The 23,326-nt window shown below is 40.1% G+C and carries 25 protein-coding genes; 7 read left to right on the top strand and 18 right to left on the bottom strand.

The annotated features are described in order from the left end of the window. Positions 1–11: 11 nt before the first annotated feature. From ispD to FB6_RS05890, 5 genes are read right to left on the bottom strand one after another with little or no spacing between them, the layout of a single operon-like run. Positions 12–734, bottom strand: a complete 723-nt coding sequence (gene ispD, locus FB6_RS05910; protein ID WP_174559108.1) for a 2-C-methyl-D-erythritol 4-phosphate cytidylyltransferase — start codon at positions 732–734, stop codon at positions 12–14. Continuing rightward, the gene (locus FB6_RS05905; protein ID WP_174559140.1) at positions 694–1,089 is read right to left on the bottom strand and encodes a septum formation initiator family protein; all 396 of its coding nucleotides are present in this window, start codon (positions 1,087–1,089) and stop codon (positions 694–696) included. The genes ispD and FB6_RS05905 overlap by 41 nt, the downstream gene beginning before the upstream one ends. A 15-nt stretch (positions 1,090–1,104) precedes the next feature. Further along, entirely contained in the window at positions 1,105–2,394 is a 1,290-nt protein-coding gene (eno, locus tag FB6_RS05900; protein WP_174559107.1) for a phosphopyruvate hydratase, read from the bottom strand. 60 nt (positions 2,395–2,454) lie between these two features. After that, positions 2,455–3,312 carry a 3-deoxy-8-phosphooctulonate synthase gene (gene kdsA, locus FB6_RS05895; protein WP_174559106.1) on the bottom strand — a complete coding sequence of 286 codons (858 nt, stop codon included), beginning with the start codon at positions 3,310–3,312 and terminating at the stop codon, positions 2,455–2,457. A 31-nt stretch (positions 3,313–3,343) separates the two neighbouring features. Continuing rightward, entirely contained in the window at positions 3,344–4,984 is a 1,641-nt protein-coding gene (locus FB6_RS05890; RefSeq protein WP_174559105.1) for a CTP synthase, read from the bottom strand. 226 nt (positions 4,985–5,210) lie between these two features. Between FB6_RS05890 and FB6_RS05885 the strand changes: the two genes are divergently transcribed. Then, complete coding sequence (locus tag FB6_RS05885; RefSeq protein ID WP_174559104.1) at positions 5,211–5,651, top strand: internalin; 441 nt, start codon at positions 5,211–5,213, stop codon at positions 5,649–5,651. Positions 5,652–5,798: 147 nt separating this feature from the next. Here FB6_RS05885 and FB6_RS16720 read toward each other — a convergent pair whose 3' ends face one another. Continuing rightward, positions 5,799–5,912 (bottom strand): hypothetical protein, encoded by a 114-nt coding sequence (locus tag FB6_RS16720; RefSeq protein WP_438819956.1) that lies wholly within the window; start codon positions 5,910–5,912, stop codon positions 5,799–5,801. Positions 5,913–6,201: 289 nt separating this feature from the next. Here FB6_RS16720 and FB6_RS05880 point away from each other — a divergent pair, with 289 nt between their 5' ends. Together FB6_RS05880 and FB6_RS05875 are read left to right on the top strand one after the other, a co-directional pair. Further along, on the top strand, positions 6,202–6,681 hold the full coding sequence (locus FB6_RS05880) for a CinA family protein (protein WP_174559103.1): 480 nt from the start codon (positions 6,202–6,204) through the stop codon (positions 6,679–6,681). Next, positions 6,681–7,304, top strand: a complete 624-nt coding sequence (locus FB6_RS05875; RefSeq protein WP_174559102.1) for an aminotransferase — start codon at positions 6,681–6,683, stop codon at positions 7,302–7,304. Before FB6_RS05880 ends, FB6_RS05875 begins: the two co-directional genes overlap by 1 nt. Positions 7,305–7,337: 33 nt before the next feature. Here the strand turns inward: FB6_RS05875 and prpC are convergent, their stop codons facing one another. Further along, positions 7,338–8,474, bottom strand: coding sequence for a bifunctional 2-methylcitrate synthase/citrate synthase (prpC, locus tag FB6_RS05870; protein WP_174559101.1), 1,137 nt, complete (start codon positions 8,472–8,474; stop codon positions 7,338–7,340). A gap of 24 nt (positions 8,475–8,498) precedes the next feature. After that, a complete protein-coding gene (gene prpB / locus FB6_RS05865; RefSeq protein ID WP_174559100.1) occupies positions 8,499–9,374 on the bottom strand; it encodes a methylisocitrate lyase in 876 nt (291 codons plus the stop codon). 245 nt (positions 9,375–9,619) lie between these two features. Here prpB and FB6_RS05860 point away from each other — a divergent pair, with 245 nt between their 5' ends. The 3 genes from FB6_RS05860 to FB6_RS05850 all read left to right on the top strand — a co-directional run bounded on the left by FB6_RS05860 (position 9,620) and on the right by FB6_RS05850 (position 11,908). Continuing rightward, entirely contained in the window at positions 9,620–10,270 is a 651-nt protein-coding gene (locus tag FB6_RS05860; protein ID WP_174559099.1) for a TetR/AcrR family transcriptional regulator, read from the top strand. Between the two features lie 113 nt (positions 10,271–10,383). Then, on the top strand, positions 10,384–11,304 hold the full coding sequence (gene argF, locus FB6_RS05855; protein WP_174559098.1) for an ornithine carbamoyltransferase: 921 nt from the start codon (positions 10,384–10,386) through the stop codon (positions 11,302–11,304). 151 nt (positions 11,305–11,455) lie between these two features. Next, complete coding sequence (locus FB6_RS05850; RefSeq protein WP_254592199.1) at positions 11,456–11,908, top strand: hypothetical protein; 453 nt, start codon at positions 11,456–11,458, stop codon at positions 11,906–11,908. An 11-nt stretch (positions 11,909–11,919) separates the two neighbouring features. Here the strand turns inward: FB6_RS05850 and FB6_RS05845 are convergent, their stop codons facing one another. From FB6_RS05845 to rpiA, 9 genes are all read right to left on the bottom strand, one after another. Next, on the bottom strand, positions 11,920–13,428 hold the full coding sequence (locus tag FB6_RS05845) for a hypothetical protein (protein WP_174559096.1): 1,509 nt from the start codon (positions 13,426–13,428) through the stop codon (positions 11,920–11,922). Between the two features lie 346 nt (positions 13,429–13,774). Beyond that, positions 13,775–14,128 (bottom strand): YnfA family protein, encoded by a 354-nt coding sequence (locus tag FB6_RS05840; protein ID WP_174559095.1) that lies wholly within the window; start codon positions 14,126–14,128, stop codon positions 13,775–13,777. Positions 14,129–14,264: 136 nt separating this feature from the next. Further along, a complete protein-coding gene (gene clpA / locus FB6_RS05835) occupies positions 14,265–16,541 on the bottom strand; it encodes an ATP-dependent Clp protease ATP-binding subunit ClpA (protein ID WP_174559094.1) in 2,277 nt (758 codons plus the stop codon). Between the two features lie 9 nt (positions 16,542–16,550). Further along, on the bottom strand, positions 16,551–16,964 hold the full coding sequence (clpS, locus tag FB6_RS05830; RefSeq protein WP_174559093.1) for an ATP-dependent Clp protease adapter ClpS: 414 nt from the start codon (positions 16,962–16,964) through the stop codon (positions 16,551–16,553). A gap of 18 nt (positions 16,965–16,982) precedes the next feature. Beyond that, on the bottom strand, positions 16,983–17,738 hold the full coding sequence (locus tag FB6_RS05825) for a DUF6776 family protein (RefSeq protein WP_174559092.1): 756 nt from the start codon (positions 17,736–17,738) through the stop codon (positions 16,983–16,985). Between the two features lie 77 nt (positions 17,739–17,815). Beyond that, positions 17,816–18,871: an N-acetyl-gamma-glutamyl-phosphate reductase gene (argC, locus tag FB6_RS05820; RefSeq protein ID WP_174559091.1), complete on the bottom strand. Its 1,056-nt coding sequence runs from the start codon at positions 18,869–18,871 to the stop codon at positions 17,816–17,818. Positions 18,872–19,138: 267 nt separating this feature from the next. After that, entirely contained in the window at positions 19,139–19,507 is a 369-nt protein-coding gene (locus FB6_RS05815; RefSeq protein ID WP_174559090.1) for a hypothetical protein, read from the bottom strand. A 10-nt stretch (positions 19,508–19,517) separates the two neighbouring features. Then, positions 19,518–20,198, bottom strand: a complete 681-nt coding sequence (locus FB6_RS05810; RefSeq protein WP_174559089.1) for a M48 family metallopeptidase — start codon at positions 20,196–20,198, stop codon at positions 19,518–19,520. Between the two features lie 91 nt (positions 20,199–20,289). Then, positions 20,290–20,961, bottom strand: coding sequence for a ribose-5-phosphate isomerase RpiA (rpiA, locus tag FB6_RS05805; RefSeq protein WP_174559088.1), 672 nt, complete (start codon positions 20,959–20,961; stop codon positions 20,290–20,292). Between the two features lie 106 nt (positions 20,962–21,067). Here rpiA and ilvA point away from each other — a divergent pair, with 106 nt between their 5' ends. Then, positions 21,068–22,606: a threonine ammonia-lyase, biosynthetic gene (ilvA, locus tag FB6_RS05800; RefSeq protein ID WP_174559087.1), complete on the top strand. Its 1,539-nt coding sequence runs from the start codon at positions 21,068–21,070 to the stop codon at positions 22,604–22,606. 68 nt (positions 22,607–22,674) lie between these two features. Here the strand turns inward: ilvA and FB6_RS05795 are convergent, their stop codons facing one another. Beyond that, positions 22,675–23,220, bottom strand: a complete 546-nt coding sequence (locus tag FB6_RS05795; protein ID WP_174559086.1) for a hypothetical protein — start codon at positions 23,218–23,220, stop codon at positions 22,675–22,677. Positions 23,221–23,326: the final 106 nt, after the last annotated feature.

The following is a 23,326-nucleotide window of genomic DNA, read 5'->3' as shown; positions in this document are numbered from 1 at the left end:
CAACTTTTATTTTATTTTTGCGACATTAAAATTAATTTGGCCAGTTCCAGATCATCGGCATAAGTAATTTTGATATTATCTGATCTGCCCTGAACCACTTTCACTGGTTCACCCATATATTCTAAAGCACTCGCTTCATCAGTAATGGTGATGCCATCTTGCAAAGCATTCTCTATCGCCTGCTTTAACACTGCCAATCTAGAAATTTGTGGTGTTTGTGCTTGCCATAAATGATCTCGACTAACCGTCTTATCAATCCGATGAGCACGCTCCACAAACTTGAGTGTATCACGCACAGGAATGGCTAAAATTGCACTGCAATTTTCATGAACAGCTGTATCAACCAAATGCTTCAGACATTCTAGGGTTACACAAGGACGCGCAGCATCATGTACAAAAACCAGATCTTCAGGTGCTGCAATTTGGCTTAAATATGTCAGGGCATTCAAGACAGAATGCACCCGTTCGGCACCACCTTCGCAAAAATGGGCTTTATCTGATTGGGTAAAATTCAAAGTTTTAGCAACGCTATCATCAGCACTGATAGCAAGCACATAACCTGATAGTGGTAGATCATTTACACGGGCGACTGTATGTTCTAATACAGTTTTTCCCTGAATGACTTGATATTGTTTTAGTTCAGTTTTCGAAAAACGACTTCCAGAACCCGCAGCAGGAATAACAGCCCAGATTTTATGGCTCATTGACTGATGAAGCTCCCGTGTCGTCTTCATTTGTTCTTAAATCAACTTTAGAATTTGGATCAATATAGATGGGTTTATAGTGAGTCCCGATGGTACTCATTTGAACAAACGTTTCATGCGGTTTGATGAGTCCCAAATCTAAACGAGCATGCTCTTCAATGGCTTCAATACCATTTTTCAGATCATAGACTTCGGCAGCAAGCACACGATTACGTTCTTTTAAATCGGTATTAATTTCTGTTTGCTGCTGAATTTTCTGGGCCAGTTTTTGGTGATCATGATAACCACCTTCACCAAACCAGAATAAGTACTGAAACCCTGCGATCAAAAAGATCGCAAGGCCCAATAATGCTTTACTCGCTTTGGAGTCAAATACATTTAACATAGATAGCATGTGCGCTTAGTTCAAACCTTTGAACTCAGCTTTACCGCGATATGCAGCTTTAGTCAATTCTTCAATACGAAGTAATTGGTTATATTTCGCTACACGGTCAGAACGACAAAGTGAACCAGTCTTGATTTGACCTGCTGCTGTACCCACTGCAAGATCCGCAATTGTTGAATCTTCAGTTTCACCAGAACGGTGTGAAATCACAGTAGTGTAACCATTTGCTTTCGCAAGATAGATCGCATCTAAAGTTTCAGTCAACGTACCAATCTGGTTGTATTTGATCAGAATCGAGTTACCCACTTTTTCGTTGATACCACGTTGAAGAATCTTCGGATTCGTAACGAATAGGTCATCACCAACCAATTGGATTTTGTCGCCTAGGATAGAAGTCAGATAAGACCAGCCTTCCCAGTCAGACTCATCCAAACCATCTTCAATCGAGATGATTGGGTATTGGTTTGCAAGGCCTGCAAGGTAGTCAGCAAACTGGTTGCTTGTGAATGCTTTGTTACCTTCACCTGCAAGGATGTATTGACCATCTTTGTAGAATTCTGAAGATGCGCAGTCAAGAGCCAACATGATGTCAGAACCAGCTTTGTAACCAGTTTGTTCAATTGCAGAAAGAATTACTGTAATTGCTTCTTCGTTTGAACGTAGGTTTGGAGCAAAACCACCTTCATCACCTACAGCAGTATTTAAACCTTGTTTCTTTAAAACTGATTTTAAAGAATGGAAGATTTCAGCACCCGCACGTAGTGCTTCAGCAAATGAAGTAAAACCTACTGGCTCAATCATGAATTCTTGAATATCAACAGTGTTGTCTGCGTGAGCACCACCGTTCAAGATGTTCATCATCGGAACAGGCATAGTTAAGATGCTGTTGTTGCGAAGGTCTGCGATGTATTGGAAAAGAGGAATTTTCTTTTCATCAGCAGCAGCACGTGCAGCAGCAAGAGAAACTGCAAGCGTTGCGTTAGCACCTAATTTTTCTTTGTTTTCAGTACCATCCAAAGCGATCATGGTGTTATCAATGTCTTTTTGTTCAAAGACTGATTTACCCAATAATGCATCACGAATGACTGTGTTAACGTTGTTAACTGCAGTTTTAACGCCTTTGCCTAAGTAACGTGATTTATCACCGTCACGAAGTTCTAAAGCTTCACGAGAACCAGTTGAAGCACCAGATGGTGCACATGCACGGCCAACTACGCCAGATGCCAAGATTACGTCTGCTTCGATGGTTGGGTTACCACGAGAGTCCAAAATTTCACGTGCACGAATGTCAACGATTTGACTCATGAACAATTCCTCAGTTGATTAATAACGAGATGCTTTAGAGGGCATCAATGTATCTATAATTTAGTGTGTATCTAACTTTGAAAAACCTTTGACCAAGGTATCCAATTCTTTCAGCTGCGCCAGGAACGGTTCTAATTGCGTCATACGCAGTGCGCAAGGACCATCACATTTGGCTTTTTCAGGATCTGGATGCGCTTCCAGGAATAAACCCGCCAAACCCGTTGCCATACCTGCACGTGCCAAAGTCGTGATTTGTGCACGACGACCGCCGGCAGAATCCGCACGACCGCCTGGAGTTTGTAGCGCATGCGTTACATCAAAGAATACAGGCACATTCATTTCTTTCATGATGTCGAAGCCCAACATGTCTACAACTAAGTTGTTGTAACCAAATGCCGAACCACGTTCACAAAGAATCAGTTTGTCATTGCCTGCTTCCAAACATTTATGCAGGATATGACGCATTTCATGCGGAGCAAGGAATTGTGCTTTTTTGATGTTGATGATGGCATCTGTTTTTGCCATCGCTTCAACCAGGTCAGTCTGACGACTTAAGAATGCTGGAAGCTGAATAATGTCAGCAACTTCCGCCACAGGAGCAGCCTGATACGGCTCATGCACATCGGTAATGATGGGTACATTAAAATGCTTTTTAATGTCCGCTAACCACTCGATCCCTTTTTCGAGGCCAGGGCCACGGAAAGAGTTCAAGCTTGAACGGTTGGCTTTATCAAAACTTGCCTTAAACACATAAGGAATATCCAGACGTTTGCAGATATCCACATAAGTTTCAGCAATTTCAAAAGCAAGGTCTTTTGATTCGAGTACGTTCATGCCGCCGAATAATACAAATGGCAAGTGATTTGCCATTTGTATATCGCCTAAACGTACAATTTCTTGTGGTTTTAATTGTGACATTTAAACTTCCTAGTTTATTCCTAGACCATCATTACTTGGTTTTTTGATACTGTTTTTTCGCAGCATCAATAAAGCTAGCAAATAATGGATGTCCATCACGTGGAGAACTTGTAAATTCCGGGTGGAATTGTACAGCAATAAACCAAGGATGTTGAGGGATTTCAACAGTTTCTACCAAACGTTGTACTGGTGAATAACCAGAAATCTTCATTCCTGCATCTTCAAGCGCCGGAATAAAACGGTTGTTCATTTCATAACGGTGACGATGACGTTCAATAATTTCTGCTGAACCATACACTTCACGTGTTTTAGTGCCTTCAACCAGTTCAGATTTTTGCGCACCTAAACGCATGGTACCGCCCAAGTCAGATTCAACACTACGTTGCTGAACTTCACCACGTTCATCTAGCCATTCAGTAATCAAACCAATCAAAGGTGATTTGGTTGAACGGTTAAACTCAGTTGAAGTCGCATCTGCAATACCCGCAACATTACGCGCATATTCGATCACAGCAAGCTGCATACCTAAACAGATACCCAAGAAAGGTACACCGTTTTCACGTGCGAAACGGATCGCTTTCATCTTGCCTTCTGTACCACGTTCACCGAAGCCACCAGGTACAAGAATCGCGTCAGCATCTTTCAATACTTCTGCTTCGTTTTGGCTTTCCAGTTCTTCAGCGTTTACGTAGTCGATTTGGACTTTGACACGGTTTTGAATACCGGCATGTAAAAGCGCTTCGTTTACAGATTTATAGGCATCTGGAAGTTCAACATATTTACCCACCATGGCTACACGTACAGTGTATTCAGGGTTAAGCAAAGCTTCTACAACATTATCCCAATCTGAAAGATCAGCTTCTGGAAGATCGTTATAACCAAAACGTTCACAGATGAGATCATCAACGTTTTGTTCATAGAAGGTACGTGGAATCTGATAAATAGAGCGTGCATCTTTACAGACCACAACTGCACGTGCTTCAACGTTGGTAAATAACGCAATTTTGCGAGTTGTGTCGGCATCAACATCATGCTCTGTACGGCAGATCAGGATGTCTGGCTGAATACCAATCGATAACAACTCTTTTACAGAGTGCTGAGTCGGTTTGGTTTTGAGTTCTGCTGCTGACTTAATATATGGGAGTAACGTTAAGTGCATAAGCATGGTGCGTTTATGACCAAGCTCTACCATTAACTGACGTACAGATTCCATGAATGGGAGAGATTCGATGTCACCTACTGTACCGCCAATTTCCACAATCGCCACGTCATAGCCTTCGCCAGCGCGAAGCACACGTTCTTTAATATTATCGGTAATATGTGGAATAACTTGAACTGTACCGCCAAGGTAATCACCGCGACGTTCTTTATTAAGTACGTCCTGATAAACACGACCTGAAGTAAAGTTATTCAGTTTGGTCATTTTCGCACGACGCAAGAAACGTTCGTAATAACCCAAATCTAGGTCAGTTTCAGCACCATCCTCTGTGACAAAAACTTCACCATGTTGGAAAGGACTCATTGTCCCTGGATCGACATTAATGTATGGATCCATTTTGACCATGGTTACTTTTAAACCACGGGCTTCTAAAAGTGCAGCAACTGAAGCAGCTGAAATACCTTTACCTAGTGATGAAACTACACCACCAGTCACGAAAATAAAATGGGTCATTGGGTTTCTCGTACAATCGAGCCTAAATCGGCCTGCAATGTTGCGCAATTTTACTTTACTCTGTACCAATAAAGCAAAGTCAATCCGCATCAATTCATAGAACAATAAACAATTGGTTATTCTATCAGCATTTCCGATAAAAAATTAGAGCAACTTGAGAGGATTTTTATATTCGTATTTGCTGTTATAATGGCGACATCCAATTAAAGCTTTATTTTGTGTAATTATGAATAAAAAACTTTTACTTTGTGGCGCTATTGCAACAGGTTTATTCTTAACAGCGTGTGTAAAAAAAGAAACACCGAAAGAAGACGAGCAGGAACAGATTGAAAAAACTGAACAATCAAATGCTCCTGTACAAGTAGAACCAGTTGAAACTGCTAATAGCAGCCAGACTGAATCCCCTGCTCAAGTAGAAATTGAACGTCAAGAAACAGCGAACACGACAACAGAGATTCGTCGTGAAGTACGTGAAGCGCCTCAACAGGCAACGACTGAAACACCAAAATCTGAAACAGAAAAGCCAGCAGCGCCTAAAGCAGAAGCGCCAAAGGCAGAAGATAAGCCAACTCAAGCATCAGTAAACAAATCAAATTCTGCAGCACAGTCTGAAGATGATGCCGTTGCTGCAGCAATTGCTGCTGCGACCCCTGCACTTGATAATTAATCTTAATTTTCTGATGCAAAAAACCCAGTGCAGTCACTGGGTTTTTATTTGCTTGAAATCTATGCTTTTAAATATTTAACTAACCAAATTGAGAGATGCTAATTTTATATATTTCACACTACCAATCAGACACTTACTTTCAAATTCTTAAACAGGATTAATGACATAGAAATAAACAACAATAAAAGCCAAAAGTAACAGAGAAATAATTAAATAAGTATTCACTGTATTAAAACTTTTAACGAATTTTACAATTTCCACTTCATCCAACCTAAAAAATACAACTTACACTGATCTATATTATTTTAACACCTGTTAAAAAACACAACAACAAAATACATTTAAACAACATGTTAACAACAACTATAAAACATTAAACGCCATTCACACAGAATCCATAACAATAATAATCACAAAAAACAATATCAATTAACTCAACATTCTGTAATGACACTGACAAAATCGAGTGAATTATCAAAGTTAAAATTCAGATGCTCTGTTTATTTTTTCATTACAATGTAGTGCAATTTCAGTTTAAATTATTTCAACAATGATAAAAAAATGCTGTGATTTGCTCGAAAGCAATCATTTAAAGATTGCCTTTATTGAAAGTGCCAGTTCAGGCTATCTTTCCAGTCAATTTTCTATTTGCAAGAACAGTGGAGCCGAAATTTTGCTGGGAGGACTGGTCAGTTATGATCCATCAATCAAAGTCGATATCTTGAATATTGATGCTGAGCTTATAGAAAAATATACTGCCGAATCTGCAGAAGTGACCGAGGCCATGGCAATTCATGGCAAAACCCTGTTTAGAGAAGCCAATCTGGTTGTGGCCTGCACCGGCTTACTTAAACCTGGCGGTAGCGCAACAGAAATTAAACCCGAAGGCACATTTTTCATCTCAATTTTATTTTTAAATACAACTCACAACTTTCATTATTTCATTGAAGGCAGCCCTTTAGAAAAACTCAACCAATTAACCCAACACATTGCAGAAGAAATGATCAGGCTTATACAAGGAGTTGACTAATGCTTAAACTCAAGACGTTCACATTCGGATTAATCCTGCTGCCCTGCACAAGTTTTGCAACCGTAGGTGGACCTCAAAATATAGAAGTACTGGGATATGAAAGCAAAGACCAAAAAGTCTATGTGTTAAAACACTATCAGGATGGACGTGGTCGCCTGCCGCAACTTTACTATTATCAGTTCAAGAATAATAAACAGCCTGAAAAACTGATTCAGGTTAATTCGCTGTATATTAACCCTAAAACCAAAACAATTGATTATGATCAAGACAATCGCCAGTTTGACAAAGAAGTGGCAAAAATTAAAAAACGACTGATACCATTAGTGGCAATACCAAAGCAATCAATTAAAATTCAGGTGTTAAAGAAAACCACCGCTAAAGAAAAGTCCTGGTATGACCCTAAAGTCTATATTCCTAAATATACTTACACATACCAACTTACAGCTAAAAGCCTGAAAAGTTCAGTCCAACAAGCTGTCGATTACCGTCAAGGCTTAAGTATTTCTCAGGCATATAGAGTCCCGAATCAGCAAAAAATCCTCGCCATGGTTAAATATCTGGGAATTCCTTTTGAAACCGGTTATAGCATTGAAGATCCGGTTTTACTGACTGCAAAAAAATAAAGCCTCATATGAGGCTTTATTTGTAATGTTTATTTAAGCAGCTGTACGCTCTGCAATTGGGACAACTTTACGCAGTTCAGGACCAGTATAATCCGCACTTGGACGAATAATACGGTTATCTGCACGTTGTTCCATCACATGCGCCGCCCAACCTGTCACACGTGACATCACAAAGATTGGTGTAAACAGTTTGGTTGCAATGCCCATAAAATGGTAAGCAGATGCATGGAAGAAGTCTGCATTACAGAACAATTTCTTCTCACGCCACATCACTTCTTCACAGCGTACCGACACTGGATAAAGTACGGTGTCACCGACATCTTTAGCCAAACGCTCAGACCAGATTTTGATGATGCCATTACGTGGGTCATTGTCTTTATAAATCGCATGACCAAAGCCCATGATTTTTTCTTTACGCTCCAATTTGCCTAGCATTTCACGCTCAGCTTCTTCTGGAGAGGTCCAGTTTTCAATCATTTCCATGGCCGCTTCATTGGCACCGCCATGCAATGGGCCACGTAGTGAACCAATCGCACCAGTAATACATGAATGCATATCCGACAAGGTTGATGCACATACACGCGCAGTAAACGTAGACGCGTTAAATTCATGCTCTGCATAAAGAATCAGTGATACGTTCATCACTTGCTCATGCAATTCATTCGGTTTTTCACCACGAAGTAAATGCAGGAATTGCGCACCGATTGAATCATCATCGGTATTTTCTTCAATACGAACGCCATCGTGGCTATAACGATACCAGTAGCAAATGATTGCAGGCAAAGTCGCCAAAATACGATCAGCAACATCTTGCTGTATATCGAAAGATTGTTCTGTTTCCAGATTACCCAACATGGAAACACCTGTACGCATCACATCCATTGGGTGTGAATCAGCAGGAATACGTTCCAGCACTTCTTTCAATGCCTGCGGCAAATGGCGAAGTGATTTCAATTTGGCTTTATACGCTGCAAGCTGTTCAGATGTCGGCAATTCACCAAAGAAAATCAGATAAGCCACTTCTTCAAATTGGCAGTTTTCCGCCAAATCTTGCACATCATAGCCACGATAAGTTAAGCCTGCACCACTCTTACCTACGGTTGATAGTGCTGTTTTACCGGCCACTTGTCCGCGCAAACCTGCGCCTGTCAGTACTTTTCCTTCAGCCATTTTCAATACTCCATTTTGAAAGTTTTATTTAAATAATTTATCCAGGGTGTTTTCAAAGGTATGATAATCAAGGAATTGGTAAAGCTCTTTACGCTGCTGCATTTTCTCGAGAACGTTGACTTGCGTACCATTTTCACGAATTGAGCGCATCACTTCCAAAGCTGCTTTTTGCATGGCGCGGGTTGCAGAGAGTGGATACAGCACCATACGGATACCCTGTTCCCCCAATTCATCGACCGTGTAATAAGGGGTATCACCAAATTCGGTAATGTTGGCTAAAACCGGCACACCAACTGCATCACATACAGTTTTATACATGGTGATGTCGGTCATTGCTTCAGCAAAGATGGCATCCGCACCCGCTTCCACGCAGGCACATGCACGATCAATCACCGCTTGCAAACCTTCTTTTTGCAAGGCATCAGTACGTGCCATCACCACAAAGTTTGAATCTGTTTTGGCATCTACCGCTGCTTTAATCCGGTCTACCATTTCCTGCTGAGTCACGATTTCTTTATTTGGACGGTGACCACAACGCTTTTGTGCGACCTGATCTTCAATATGTACTGCTGCTGCACCAGCTGCAATCATTTGTTTCACTGTACGGGCAATGTTAAATGCACCACCCCAGCCGGTATCGATATCGACCAATAAAGGAGTATCAACACGTTCGGTAATACGACGGACATCTTCAAGAACGTTATCTAAACTGGTCATACCCAAGTCAGGTAAGCCATAAGAATAATTGGCAACTCCTGCGCCTGATACATAAATAGCTTTATAACCGACTTCTTTCGCCATCATGGCTGCATAGGCATTCACTGTGCCGATAATTTGTAATGGCTTTTCCACTTCCAGTGCTTGTCTAAATCTTAAGCCTGCAGACATTTGTTCTGTCATCTTCCTTTCCACAGTTCACTTTACTTATCGAAGTTCGAGTATAGCTATAAACATCTGCATGGCTATGACTATTTAGAATCTTTACTCTATAACTTTAGTCAAATATTCACCAAACCTATAGTAATATTTCGATTCTGCATAATTGTTTCTAAATAAGACAATGCCTTTATTTCAAGAAATGTGTACATATTTTTGCTATCATTGCAAATGATTTCATTTCTTTGATTATTGATGTTATAGATCCTATGCAAGAACATGCTTCATTAGAACCATTAGCTCGTGATACCCCGCAAACCAAACGTGGTCATGAACGATGTCTGGCACTTTTACTCAGTGCCAATGAGCTATTTCTTGAACGTGGTTATGACGCAGTCTCGCTCGATGATATTGTGAATCATGCTGGCGGTTCAAAAGCTTCCATTTATAAATATTTTGGTAGTAAAGAAGGCCTGTTTAAAGCTATTTGTGATTATCGTCGCGATCAATTTTTTAAAGATATCTGCATGCCTTTTAATCCAGAGCTTTCAGATTTTAGAAATTATCTGATCCAGACTCTGATTAATTTCCAAACACATTTAAAGCAACCGGATAAAGCAGCTTTTATGCGTTTAGTGCTGGAGCAAAGCCAGCGCAACCCAGAATTGGCTCTCCACATTCATGAACAAGGTCCCAAGCACATACAGCTCGCGATTGCTTCCGCGCTTGAAAAAGGTCATCAAAAAGGTTTGCTGGTTTGCGATAATCCCATGTTTTCTGCACAGTTTTATTTTGGCATACTGCGCAATATAGAATGGAAAATTTTAATGGGAGTGCCCACAGAGGAATCTGATCAAGAAAGCATCAAATACATCAGTTATTGTGTAGATCGCTTTCTGGAAGGCCATCAACCGCGCTAGTTTCTTTTGCAATTCTGTCTGCTTATAGTATATTAATCGATTCCCTTTTTACTTAACCAACCAACAACTAATTGTTGTTTTGTTTTCTATTCAGCAATTATTGTGGAGTAACCATGGCTCTACGTCACTTTCTGACTTTACGCGATTTATCGACTTTAGAACTTAACCAAATTTTGCAGCGCGCGATTGAACTTAAGCGCAAACAGCATAGCAATGAAGTGTTCCAACCTTTCGTCGGTAAAGTTATGGGCATGATTTTTGAAAAATCGAGTACCCGCACACGTGTTTCGTTCGAAGCAGGCATGAGCCAATTTGGTGGTAGTGCAATTTTCTTATCCTCTCGTGACTCACAATTAGGTCGCGGTGAACCGGTTGAAGACTCTGCACGCGTGATTTCAAGCATGCTGGATATTGTGATGATCCGTACTTTTGGTCATGACATTGTGGAACGCTTTGCTTCTTATTCTAAAGTACCAGTGATCAATGCATTAACTGATGACCATCACCCTTGCCAGCTTTTGGCAGACATGCAAACTTTTATTGAACATCGTGGTTCAATTGAAGGTAAAACTGTTGCCTGGATTGGTGATGGCAATAACATGTGTAATTCTTATATTGAAGCGGCACATATGTGGGGCTTTAAATTAAAAATTGCAGCACCTAAAGGCTATGAGCCACAAGAAAAATTCTTGACTGAATTTGCTCACTGCGTAGAACTGGTTGACTCTGCTGAAGATGCTGCCGTAAATGCCGACCTGATTGTCACTGACGTTTGGGCAAGCATGGGCCAAGAAGAAGAACAAAAAATCCGTGAAAAAGCATTTGCAGATTACCAAGTCAATGAACGTTTGATGGATTTAGCTCATCCGGATTGCCTGTTCATGCACTGCCTACCCGCTCACCGTGGTGAAGAAATTTCTGAAAACATGCTGGATCACAAAAATGCCGTGGTTTGGGATGAAGCAGAGAATCGCCTTCATGCGCAAAAAGCGTTGGTTGAATTTTTAATTAATGAAAATTTAAAGAAAGACTAAGTATTGAGAGTGTTCAGACTAAAGTTTTCTAAAAAAGCACCTTCGGGTGCTTTTTTTATACTTATAAATTGTTTAATTTAAACCTTATACTTTATAAGTGATTATAACCATGCCTTTCAAAAAAACTTTACTCTGCTTAAGTAGCGTTATTATGTTTCAATCCGTTCAAGCTCAAGCCACTGAACTGGATCAATATTTTGTTAAAAAACAGATTCTGGATTCCTCTTATAAAATTAAAGACCGTAAAGCCCTAAATGAAATTTTAGATGTCATCAGTGATGAAGATTCGCGCACCCTGCCTTTTCAGATTGACCAAAACATGCTGATGGAAAAATACCAAATAAGTGCGACTGAAGTAAAAATTGAAGGCATTATCACCACCCCAGATTTTGCCCAGTTTACCCAAGACGTAGGTGATAAAGAAGTCAAAAAACTCCTGAGAAAAAATATTCTGCAAAGCTGCAGCCTATTATTCGAAAATGAATTTCAGCGGGTTAATCCCTATCATGTTGAATTAAAGCTATCATCTGAGAATAAAAATTATGACTTTAAAATTAAAAATAGAGAGTGTAAATTTCAACAAATAAAAAGCCCTACAAAATGAGGGCTCGGTATTTAATTAGAGAGCTTATCAATAATGGTATGCTTCTCTAACTGTTTAACATGTATCAGTAAAAGTTTGGCCTGAACAATAGCTTCCCAGTCAGTTTGTGCTGTCAAAAAAAGCCCAGCACAACTGCCACGATCATCATCACCAACTACTTCTGCAATATAACCATAATTAAGATCATTTAGGCCTTTTTGTTTGAGCTTGGAAACTACAATTGTTCTTTGTTGAAAGGCATTATTGTTGACGGACTTCACTGCTTTAACAAACTTGGAAATTTCTTCATTCTTTTTAATTAAATTGAAAATTTTCTCAACATAATCATTACCATGATGATCATTTCCATTATGTTTAGGTGCTGTATGATTTGATTTAATATTAAAGTTTGGATTTGCCAGTAAATAGCGTGCTATCCATTTTTTTAAGTCTTTTGTCATGAATGTATTTTGTGTCTGCTTTTCCTGATCAAGCTCATCCTGCACTACTTTTAATTTTTCCAGTAACTGTTTATTCTCGGTTTCCGTTGATTTCAATTTTTTATCAACTTCATCCATCAGTACTGTAGAAGCGTTTAAATCTTCCAGCAGTTTAGTGTTTCGTACTGCCAAGCTCTCTCTTGCATCTGTAAGATCTTGTAAATTATGCTCATAATTATCTATTTTAAGCTGACTATCTGCCTTCATTAAACTGATTTCATTTGCATAATACTGATTAATTTCAAGCATTTTTTCTTGCAAAATGTGGTTTACATCGTTGGCATATTTCCTCTCAGCATCATCTAGTGCTTTTATTTTTTCTGCTTTAATTTCTTGAATGTGTCCATTCAGTAGCTCTTTTTCTAGCTCAATTTTTGTATTGAGGTCTATGAGTTCCAAATCTAGCTGCTGTTTTTGCTGCGCAATTGCTAAATGCTGTTTTTCAAGCCCATTTACTACTACTTCCGCCTGATCCAGCTGTTTGTTCAAAGCCGTATTCTGTGATTTTAACTTTACTTTTTCATTGTGAAGCTGTTCGATTAGATCATTCTTAGCTACGATTGTCTGCTCTGAATTTTCCCACTTTCGCAGTAATGTTTTAAAGTATCCTTTAACCAAGAGCAGTAAAACAATAATCAGAAAGAAATAACATAATGCAGGGCTAGAGCGAGGGATTGCAATAAATTGCAAAAAGTTTGTTAAGTTAGCCCAATAACTTTCATTCTTTCCATTATGTGCAGCATAGTTCCATTCCATTATTGAAAAACTCATACTACGCAGTGTACTTTTCAATAACGATGGAGTAACCAGCTTTTCATAAGTTATTTCATAAACATGACCTTTATGAGGAATAGTTTGACTATACGAAGTCGCTTTACGGCTATCCTTATAGCCTTCCAAGTTCCTCAAATAATAAGGCTTAGAATCCAGTGTTAAAGAGACTTTACCCTTGATGCTGGAATTATTGATAAATGCTTTAATAAGACGATCGCATGCACCACCACCTAAATCACACTCTTGAATGAGTCCCTGAAGTTGCATTACTTCATATCTCATCTCTCGAATTGTAGACTTTTCTTCATTCTTATAGAAAAAATAGTTATTGATTGCCACCAAGACACAGACAATAAGTAAAATAATAAATGTATATACAGTCCTGATTAAGTATATGTTTTTCATAATTATTAACTCAATATAATTACTACAATTACATTTCATTACAAAACAAAAAACAAATACTTCTTAGAGATTTAAGTAGTTTAAAATTTATTAGCTCTGTTAAACAATGTGTTCACATTGCATGAAAATCAACATCCTTTTTATACTTTTCTGCATATATTCTATTAATCGTGATTAATAAATATATTTTATTAAGATAAAAAACTTATTATCGAATTAATCCTTGCGGTTGCAAAATAATAATCATTGCCCCAACAATCACCACCAGTCCACCCAATAGATCCCAACGGCTCAAGCTAACCTGATCAACAAAGCGCAACCACATCAGTGCCGTAAAAATATAAATTCCGCCATAGGCTGCATAAATTCGCCCAGATGCTGCAGGATGTAACGTGAGTAACCAGACAAATGCCGCCAGTGCCAAGACCGTTGGAACCCAGAACCACTGTGTCTTCCCATGATTTAAAATCAGATATGGAAAATAACAGCCCAGAATTTCCATGATTGCCGTGACAAAAAATAAAAAGAAGGTGGTTAACACTTTAGTTATCTGAATATCCATCAAGCGGGCTTCACCTCTGCTTTTTCTTTAGTCATTTTAAAACTTTACTAAAAAATAAAACATACAAAAGAAGTTAATATAAATCGTGATAAATAAAAAACCCGTGCTCACACGGGTTTTTTAACTTACTTGTTAATTAAGCTGGTTCTGCCGTTTGATCTTCAAACACTTCCAGTTTTAGACCAACAGCTTTACCGTCTTCTTTCTTCACAGACACTGCCACATTACCGCCATGTTCTGCCAATTCACCAAACAAAATCATTTCAGCCAATGGCTTCTTCAAGTGTTCCTGAATCAAACGCTGCATTGGACGCGCACCCATTAACCGGTCATAGCCATTTTCAGCCATCCATTCACGTGCACTCTGATCCACCTCAAGAATGACTTTTTTATCATCCAGCTGAGCTTGAAGTTCAGTCAGGAATTTATCTACTACATTTTCAATAATCGTCGTTGGTAATGCTTTGAATTGAATCACACCATCCAAACGGTTACGGAATTCAGGTGCGAAAGCTTTTTTCATTGCTTCCTGATTATCATTGCTATTGTCCTGTTCCCTAAAACCAATACTGACACGTGAAATACTTTCTGCGCCAATATTCGTGGTTAGAACCAGAATCACATTACGGAAATCTGACTTACGACCATTGTTATCAGTCAACGAGCCATGATCCATAATTTGCAATAAGAGATTAAATACATCTGGATGCGCTTTTTCAATTTCATCCAGAAGCAGCACGCAATGCGGGCTCTTATGAATCGCATCTGTAAGCAAACCACCTTGATCAAAGCCCACATAACCCGGAGGCGCACCAATCAGACGGGAAACTGCATGACGTTCCATGTACTCGGACATGTCAAAACGTACCAGTTCCACACCTAACAGTTTAGCCAGCTGCTTGGTGACTTCGGTTTTACCTACACCAGTCGGACCAGCAAAAACAAAGCTACCTACAGGTTTATCTGGCAGTTTCAAGCCTGCACGAGAAAGTTTAATGGCTGAACCCAGCGCCTCAATCGCTTCATCCTGACCAAAGACCACTCGCTTCAGATCACGCTCAAGATTAGCCAGTACAGTTTTATCATCTTTAGAAACTGTTTTCGGTGGAATACGGGCAATTTTTGAGATGATATCTTCAATATTTTCAACAGTAATTAAACTATCATCTTGCTCCGCTTTCAAACGGCGCTGAGCTCCAGCTTCATCAATTACATCAATGGCTTTGTCAGGCAAGTAACGGTCATTGATGAATTTTGCAGATAATTCCACAGCGGCCACCAAAGATTTATCGTCATATTGAACATGATGAAAATCTTCAAACTTCGATTTTAAACCACGTAAAATATCAATCGTTTCAGAAATAGACGGTTCATTGACATCAATTTTCTGGAAACGACGCGACAATGCATGATCTTTTTCAAAGACCTGACGATACTCCTGAAAAGTGGTTGAGCCGATGCAACGCAAGGTTCCATTCGACAGAGCCGGTTTGATCAGGTTCGATGCATCCATGGTGCTGCCCATGCTTGAACCCGCACCAATAATCATGTGAATTTCATCAATAAATAACACCGCTTCCGGTTTCTTTTTCAACGCATTCAACAACTGTTTCAAGCGTTTTTCAAAGTCACCACGGTATTTGGTTCCTGCTACCAAGGCACCGATGTCCAGACTGTAAATTTCAGCGTTGGCCAGCGGTTTAGGTGCTTTACCATTCACAATCAGCCAAGCCAGACCTTCGGCAATCGAGGTTTTACCTACGCCCGGATCACCCACCAGCAAAGGGTTATTTTTACGACGGCGACACAAGATTTGCGCTGCGCGTTCAATTTCTTTTTCACGACCAATCAGTGGATCGGTTTTACCCTTTTGCGCTTCCACATTTAAATTGGTGGTATATAAATCGAGTGGACCTGCATTTGAAGAACTTGATGTTTCACCATCCAATTCTTCAACTTCTTCTTCAGGCTGCACTTCTTCCTTGCGCGTACCGTGAGACAGATATTGAGTTAAAGTTAAACGGTTAATCTGATGACGTTTGAGCAAGTAAACCGCAAACGAATCGCGCTCTGAATACATTGCCACCAAAATGTCTGCACCTTCTACCGTACGATCACCACCGCTGGATTGCACATGGAAAATTGCACGTTGCAGAATACGGTCAAAGCTTTCAGTCGGATGTGGCGCCTGATCACTATGTTCGCCGAGTTTAGGGGTGTGTTGTTCAACGTATTCTTCGAGTTCTTTACGCAGAACGATAATATCTGCTCCACACGCCTTGAGCGCATTTACGGCAGAGTCATTATCAAGTAAAGCCAACAATAAATGTTCAACTGTGAGAAACTCATGTCTCTTTTGACGAGCCATGCTTACAGCCAAACGTAAGGATACTTCTAATTGACGACTGAGCATGTAATCCCCTTAATCTTTTGGCTCAATCTGACAAAGCAATGGATGACCTTGAGACCGAGCATAATTATTGACTTGGTTCGCTTTCGTTTCCGCAATGTCACGTGGATAAACGCCTGCAACACCTTTCCCTTCATAATGTACAGTTAGCATTACTTGCGTGGCTTGGTCAAGATTTAAAGCAAAGTATTGTTGTAAAATTTCAATTACAAAGTCCATTGGCGTGTAATCGTCATTCATGAGCACAACAGCGTATAGAGGAGGACGCTTTAATTCAGGCGGTGCAGTCTGAACTGCAACATCACCTTCAGATTCATCCTGTGAGTCATTACTTAAGCGTGGACTAACATGCCAATCGACATATCCCGATTGATGAAAAGAATTTTTGATGGCATTTAAACAATTTTGACGCTTATTCATTCTCATAGGATTTTAAATTCACATTTATTGGGCATTTGCTTCTGCTTGAGGAATTTCAGAAATAAATGCTGATTGACTCTCTATCGGTTTGCCACGTCCCCAACTGAACCGCTTGATGACTGGAGTACTTGTACCACCAGTTAAGCGAACTTCAATGAATTGTGGAGAAAAGCCTTTAGGCATGGTCCAACGTCCAGTTAAACGTTCATAATCTTGGAAATTAAAGTTCTTATCTTCCATAGGAACCACCAACACTTCTGTACCTTGAATTAAGCGTAATTCAACTGCACCGGAGATACTACGTCGGCCCGGGCTTACCTGCACCAGATCCAGCTGGTATTCATAAGCATTGTCAGGTAAAGCTTTAACACCAATATTTTGTACAGTCAGGCTTAAACCACCGCGCTGACGCAACACTTCACGATAGATCGCGCCCAAACCTTCGGACTGGACTTTATCTTCACGCGCCTGATTCAGTGCAGTATACAAATCATTAGAATTACTGACTGCAACATCACGCTCTTGCACAGCCAAATTCAGGTTTTTATTCAGGGTTTCCAAACTAGCCTTTTGCTTTTGCACAACTTCAACCAGTTGCTCTGCGTCGGCTTCAAAGCCAACCACAGTCAAACCTTGCCGATGCCCAACTGAATAGCCCAGTAAACCACTGCCCACAACCAGAATTGCAGCACCAATGGCCAGCGGTAAATTGCCCTTTAAAAAAGGCTTGTTACTTAGTAAAGACTGTTGTGACGGAGTATTTGAGTCAGTATTCTGCATCGGCATCTCGAGTTTGATTCATTCAAAACACACATTTAAATCCAAATCTAAATGTGTGTGAAGTCGTAAAACGTTTTTTATGGTAATAAACCAATCCCAGCAAGGCCAGCATTTTCAGCAAAGCCAAACATCAGGTTCATGTTTTGTACAGCTTGTCCTGCCGCGCCTTTCACCAAATTATCCTGTACTGATAATACAACCAGTTTTTTCGGCTGAGGTTTATACAGCGCAATACGAAGCTGGTTTGCACCACGTACAGAACGTGTTTCAGGTGAACTACCTGCTGGCATTACATCAACAAATTGTTCATTGGCATAGAAAGCTTCATATAAACTTTGCAAGTCAGCTTCAGCACCCGCATCAGTTAGATCAATATAAATCGTGCTGAGCATGCCACGAATCATTGGAACCAAATGCGGTACAAAAAGAATATGATTAAACACGCCTTTTTGACCCGAGATATTTTCCAAAGCTTCTACAATTTCAGGATGATGACGATGACCTGCAACGCCATATGCTTTGAAGTTGTCAGCATTTTCAGAATAGATCATGCCTAAACTTGCTTTACGGCCTGCACCTGACACACCTGATTTTGCATCAATAATAATACTTTCAGGTTTCACCAATGCTTCAGCTTGTTTAAATAACGGCGCAAGACCCAGTTGCACAGTCGTTGGATAGCAACCCGGATTACCAATCACATTGGCATTTTTAATTTTGTCACGGTTCAATTCTGACAGGCCGTAAACTGAATCTTTCAAGATATCTGGGCAGGCATGTTCAAGACCATACCATTTTTCAAACTGTTCCAGATCTTGTAAACGGAAGTCTGCTGCCAGATCAATCACTTTCGTATTGGCTGCAACCAGTTCTGCTGCATGTTTCATGGCCACACCATGAGGGGTTGCAAAAAACACGACATCGCATTTTTTGAGTTCATCGATGTTCAAATCTGAATATTGAAGATCGGTATGACCGCGTAAGCTTGGGAACATGTCATCTACACGGCGACCATTTTCGGTACGTGATGTCAGCACATTCACTTGCACATTTGGGTGTCGTAGTAAAAGACGCAACAATTCAACGCCTGTATAACCTGTACCACCGACAATACCAACAGTAATCACGATCACTACCTCAAATCAAAAGTTTCCATTTCGTAACTGCGTAGTATGACAGGAAGTTTGGGTTTTCTGAAATGTTTTGAATGGATTCCAAATAAATTGGTCAACAATCAAACCTAAATATTCAACTAATTTTGTCATGCAAAGGTTTTAAACACAGGACTTCATCAAAAAAGCACGCAAGATATTTCAAATATCTTATGGCCCATAGTTTCCTACTACCTACCCTTATTTTCTTTATTCTTCGATGAGGCTAAATATACAGATCTAGAATAATTATCTATAAATTTTAATTCTATCAACAATTAAACGTATCTTTTTACCATCCAAATAAGCAAAATCACTCAGTAAACATTCATCTTCAAAAGAAATATCACCTACAGTCAAAACTCCATTATCCAATCTTCCAATAATTTCATAAGCAAAAGACTGATCAATTTTTCTGAATTGGGGCAACGTTTCTGTTATATCAATTTGATATTCATCAAAAATTTCGTAGTCTAATTCAACTTGATACATACAACCGGTCTTAAAAATAAAATTATAATCACTACAAAACACATTTAAAATCAATCCATTGACTTCAATCCAAATTGATTCTTCCACGTGCTCATCTTGAGAAATTATTCTAATACTATAGTTCATTTATAAACCGCTATTTTTCTAGCCACCAATACGGCATCGGACTGCTTTTTAAAATTTTTCGATGCTGCTGATAATTGGCATCATGTTTTTGCACCTCTGCCCAAAACCTTGGACTATGATCAAAATGCCGGGTATGCGCCAGCTCATGTACACAGACATAACGTGCAATATGCCCCGGAAATAACACCAAGCCACTATTCAACATAATGTCATGTTTCGCTGAACAGCTGCCCCAGCGTGTTTTCGGCTGACGAATGGCACATTGACCAAAATCCAATTGGCATTGTTGACTCACCTGCTCTAAATAAAGCGGAAGATGATGCTTAGCATAAGCAATCACAAAAGCCTTTAAATAGCTTTCAGGATTGCGGTCACTAATCGACAGCACCACGGTATGTGCATCGTAAATAAAATTTTGTTTTTGTGTGGTACAGGTAATTTGTAAAGGATTTTCTAAATTAAACAGTTGTAATTCTTTGGGAAAAGAACGATCAATACTCTGTACTTTCTGCTGCTGGGCTTGCCACGTTTCAATCATCCATTTTTCTGATTGTTTTAGAAAATCCTGAACTTGGCGCTGTGAGCAAAACTGCGGCACAGTTAATTTAATTTGTGTAGGTTCGACACGCAGTCTTAATCGCGTTGCGCGTAATTTTCGGGTGATTTGAATTTCTGGAAGGTTTGGGGTCATTTTCTTCTTTTATAATTAATCTCCCCCAACCCCTCTTTTAAAAAGAGGGGCTTTTTCCCTCCTTTTGCAAAGGAGGGTCAGGGAGGATTTCTTAAACCGCAGTACGCTCTTCAATGCCATTATCAGTTGCAACCACAGCAATATCCGCTTTGTTTAAAGCAAAGATACCGTTACATACCACACCCGGAATGTTATTCAGGGTTTTTTCAAGTTCAAGGGCATTTAAAATATTTAAATTGTAAACATCTAAAATTACATTGCCGTTATCGGTTACTACACCTTCACGGTAAACAGGGTCACCACCTAAAGACACGATTTTACGGGCTACCGCAGAGCGTGCCATTGGAATGACTTCAACTGGAAGTGGGAATTCACGGCCCAACTGTTCAACCCATTTTGAATCATCCACGATACATACGAATTTTTTCGCAATAGACGCCACGATTTTTTCACGAGTCAGCGCAGCACCGCCACCTTTAATCATGTGCATATGACGGTCGATTTCATCTGCGCCATCTACATAGGCATCCAGGCCGCCTACAGAGTTCATATCTACCACTTCAATGCCTAATTTTTTTAGGCGTTCAGCAGTCGCTTCAGAACTGGCAACCGCAGCTTCCAATTGCAATTCTGGCAATAATTCAATGAGGAAGTTCACAGTACTTCCTGTACCTACACCCAAAATACCGCCTTTAGGCAAGTGTTTTAAAGCCGCTTTTGCAGCAGCTTGTTTCTTTTCATCTTGGGTAGCATACAGACTCATAACTTGGCTCAACTATTTTTGACATTTGTTGCTGATTATTCAGCCCAAATGTACAGGGGTTTGTTACAATAAAGGCTTATTTTAAACTGTTAGATGGAAAATTAACATGCTGTCTCGTTTGGTTCGACAAATATTACAGGCAACGGTCTATGACGTTGCAATCGAAACTCCACTCGAAGCAGCGCCACGAATTAGTGAAAAGCTAAATAATAACATTCGCTTTAAACGTGAAGATTTACAACCTGTCTTTTCCTTCAAGCTACGCGGTGCCTATAACCGTATTAGTCAATTACCGAAATCTCAGTTGGAACGTGGCGTTATTACGGCTTCAGCAGGTAACCATGCTCAAGGTGTGGCACTATCTGGTCAAAAACTGGGAATTCGCGCCATTATTGTGATGCCGAAAACCACACCGGATATTAAAGTTCAGGCCGTGAAACGCCTTGGCGGTGAAGTGGTCTTGCACGGTGACTCTTTTGATGTGGCCAATAAATATGCTATTCAACGTGCTATTGATGATGGCATGACCTTTATTCCACCCTATGACGATGAACTGGTCATGGCAGGTCAAGGCACGATTGCCAATGAAATTTTGCGTCAATGGCGTGATGTTGAATATGTCTTTGTTGCTGTTGGCGGTGGCGGTTTAATTGCAGGTGTAGCAGCTTACTTGGGCGATGTTGCCCCACATGTCAAAGTCATTCCTGTGGAATATGATGAATCGGCTTGTTTAAAAGCAGCCTTTGAGGCCAATGAACGTGTCATTTTGCCATCTGTGGGTTTGTTTGCTGACGGTACGGCAGTAGCGCAAATTGGTGAAAAACCATTTGATGTAATCCGCCTGCAAAAATCTGACAATTCAGGTCCGATTGTTGAACGTGATGTCGTTCTGGTAAATACCGATGAAATCTGTGCCGCGATTAAAGACACCTATGACGAATGCCGCAGTATTGTAGAGCCATCTGGTGCCATGGCTTTAGCGGGCATTAAAAAATATGTCGCTGAACATGGCATCGAAGGCAAAAATATGGTGTCGATTGTTTGCGGTGCCAACATGAACTTTGACCGCCTGCGTTATATTGCTGAACGTACAGAGCTGGGTGAACGTAAAGAAGCCATTTTTGCCGTGACCATTCCAGAAGAAAAGGGCTCATTCCTAAACTTCTGCCGCGCCCTGCAAGGTCGCAACATCACCGAATTTAACTACCGTGCCAGCAATGCCAGCGCTGCTCAGGTCTTTGTGGGTATTAGCTTGAAAGGCGGTGAAAAAGAACGTCACGACATTTATGAAACCTTAAAAGTTCAGTACGACGTGGATGACTTGTCTGATGATGAAGTGGCAAAACTGCATATTCGTTATCTGGTCGGTGGTCATGCAGACATTGAAAATGAACGTTTATTCCGTGTCGAGTTCCCGGAGCGTCCGGGTGCATTACTGACCTTCTTGGAACGACTTGGTCCTACACACAACATTACCCTATTCCACTACCGCAACCACGGCGCGGCTGAAGGTCGTGTACTGGTTGGTCTGGAAGCCACCGATGCCAAACAGAATCCGGATGGTTTAATTGAAACATTGGAAAATATCACTTATCCATATGCAGAGATTACCAACAACCTGGGTTATCAACGCTTCCTAAAATAAGCCTCATCCTTGAATAAAAAAGAGCCATTGATTGGCTCTTTTTTTATTGATTTTTATTCAAAGACTGATTAAGTCGATCTTAAGCAGTCCAGTTTGATATAGTGTTCTATACAAATCCCTTCTGCCTTAAATTGCTTGGCGAAGGCTTTACAGAATTTACGGATTTTGACTTCATCCTCCGGCACAGCCATCCAGTACGCGGTTTCTGCATAAATAATTAATAATTCAAAATGATGTGCTTTGAGCAGCTCATAAATTTCTTCAAAAACAATATCAAACACCTGAGCATCGACATTGTAGTACTTACCAATCACCTGTTTATGTTGCTCATAATGCTGATATAAAGGCATCGTTCTTTGACGAATGTCCTGCTGGGTCCGCGAAATATCAATCTGCGAATGCTGCAAAACTGCACATCTTTCCAAACCATTTTCATGAGGATTTTCAGCATCTACAGCCATTAAGTAAGCAGGCTCATGTTGAGTCACTTCTTCAGCGAAAAGCCATGCCTGAAATTGCTGAAATATGCAGCGCTGTTTTTTCTTCGGTATTTTTTTTAATTCAAGTGCCGGATACCATCGCTGCAACAGCTTAAATATTTTTTTATCATCCATTTCCATCACTAAAAACAGAAAATTTTATGACTCAATCATAAAACAAGTTTTTGACGCTTTTATGACCTGATTGCATTTAAAGAAAATCTTATATCACCAAATATCT

This window comes from Acinetobacter bouvetii, from assembly GCF_902753875.1.
Taxonomy (GTDB): domain Bacteria; phylum Pseudomonadota; class Gammaproteobacteria; order Pseudomonadales; family Moraxellaceae; genus Acinetobacter; species Acinetobacter bouvetii_A.
Note: the sequence above shows the minus strand (reverse complement) of the source record. Positions and strands in the feature narration are given on the sequence as shown.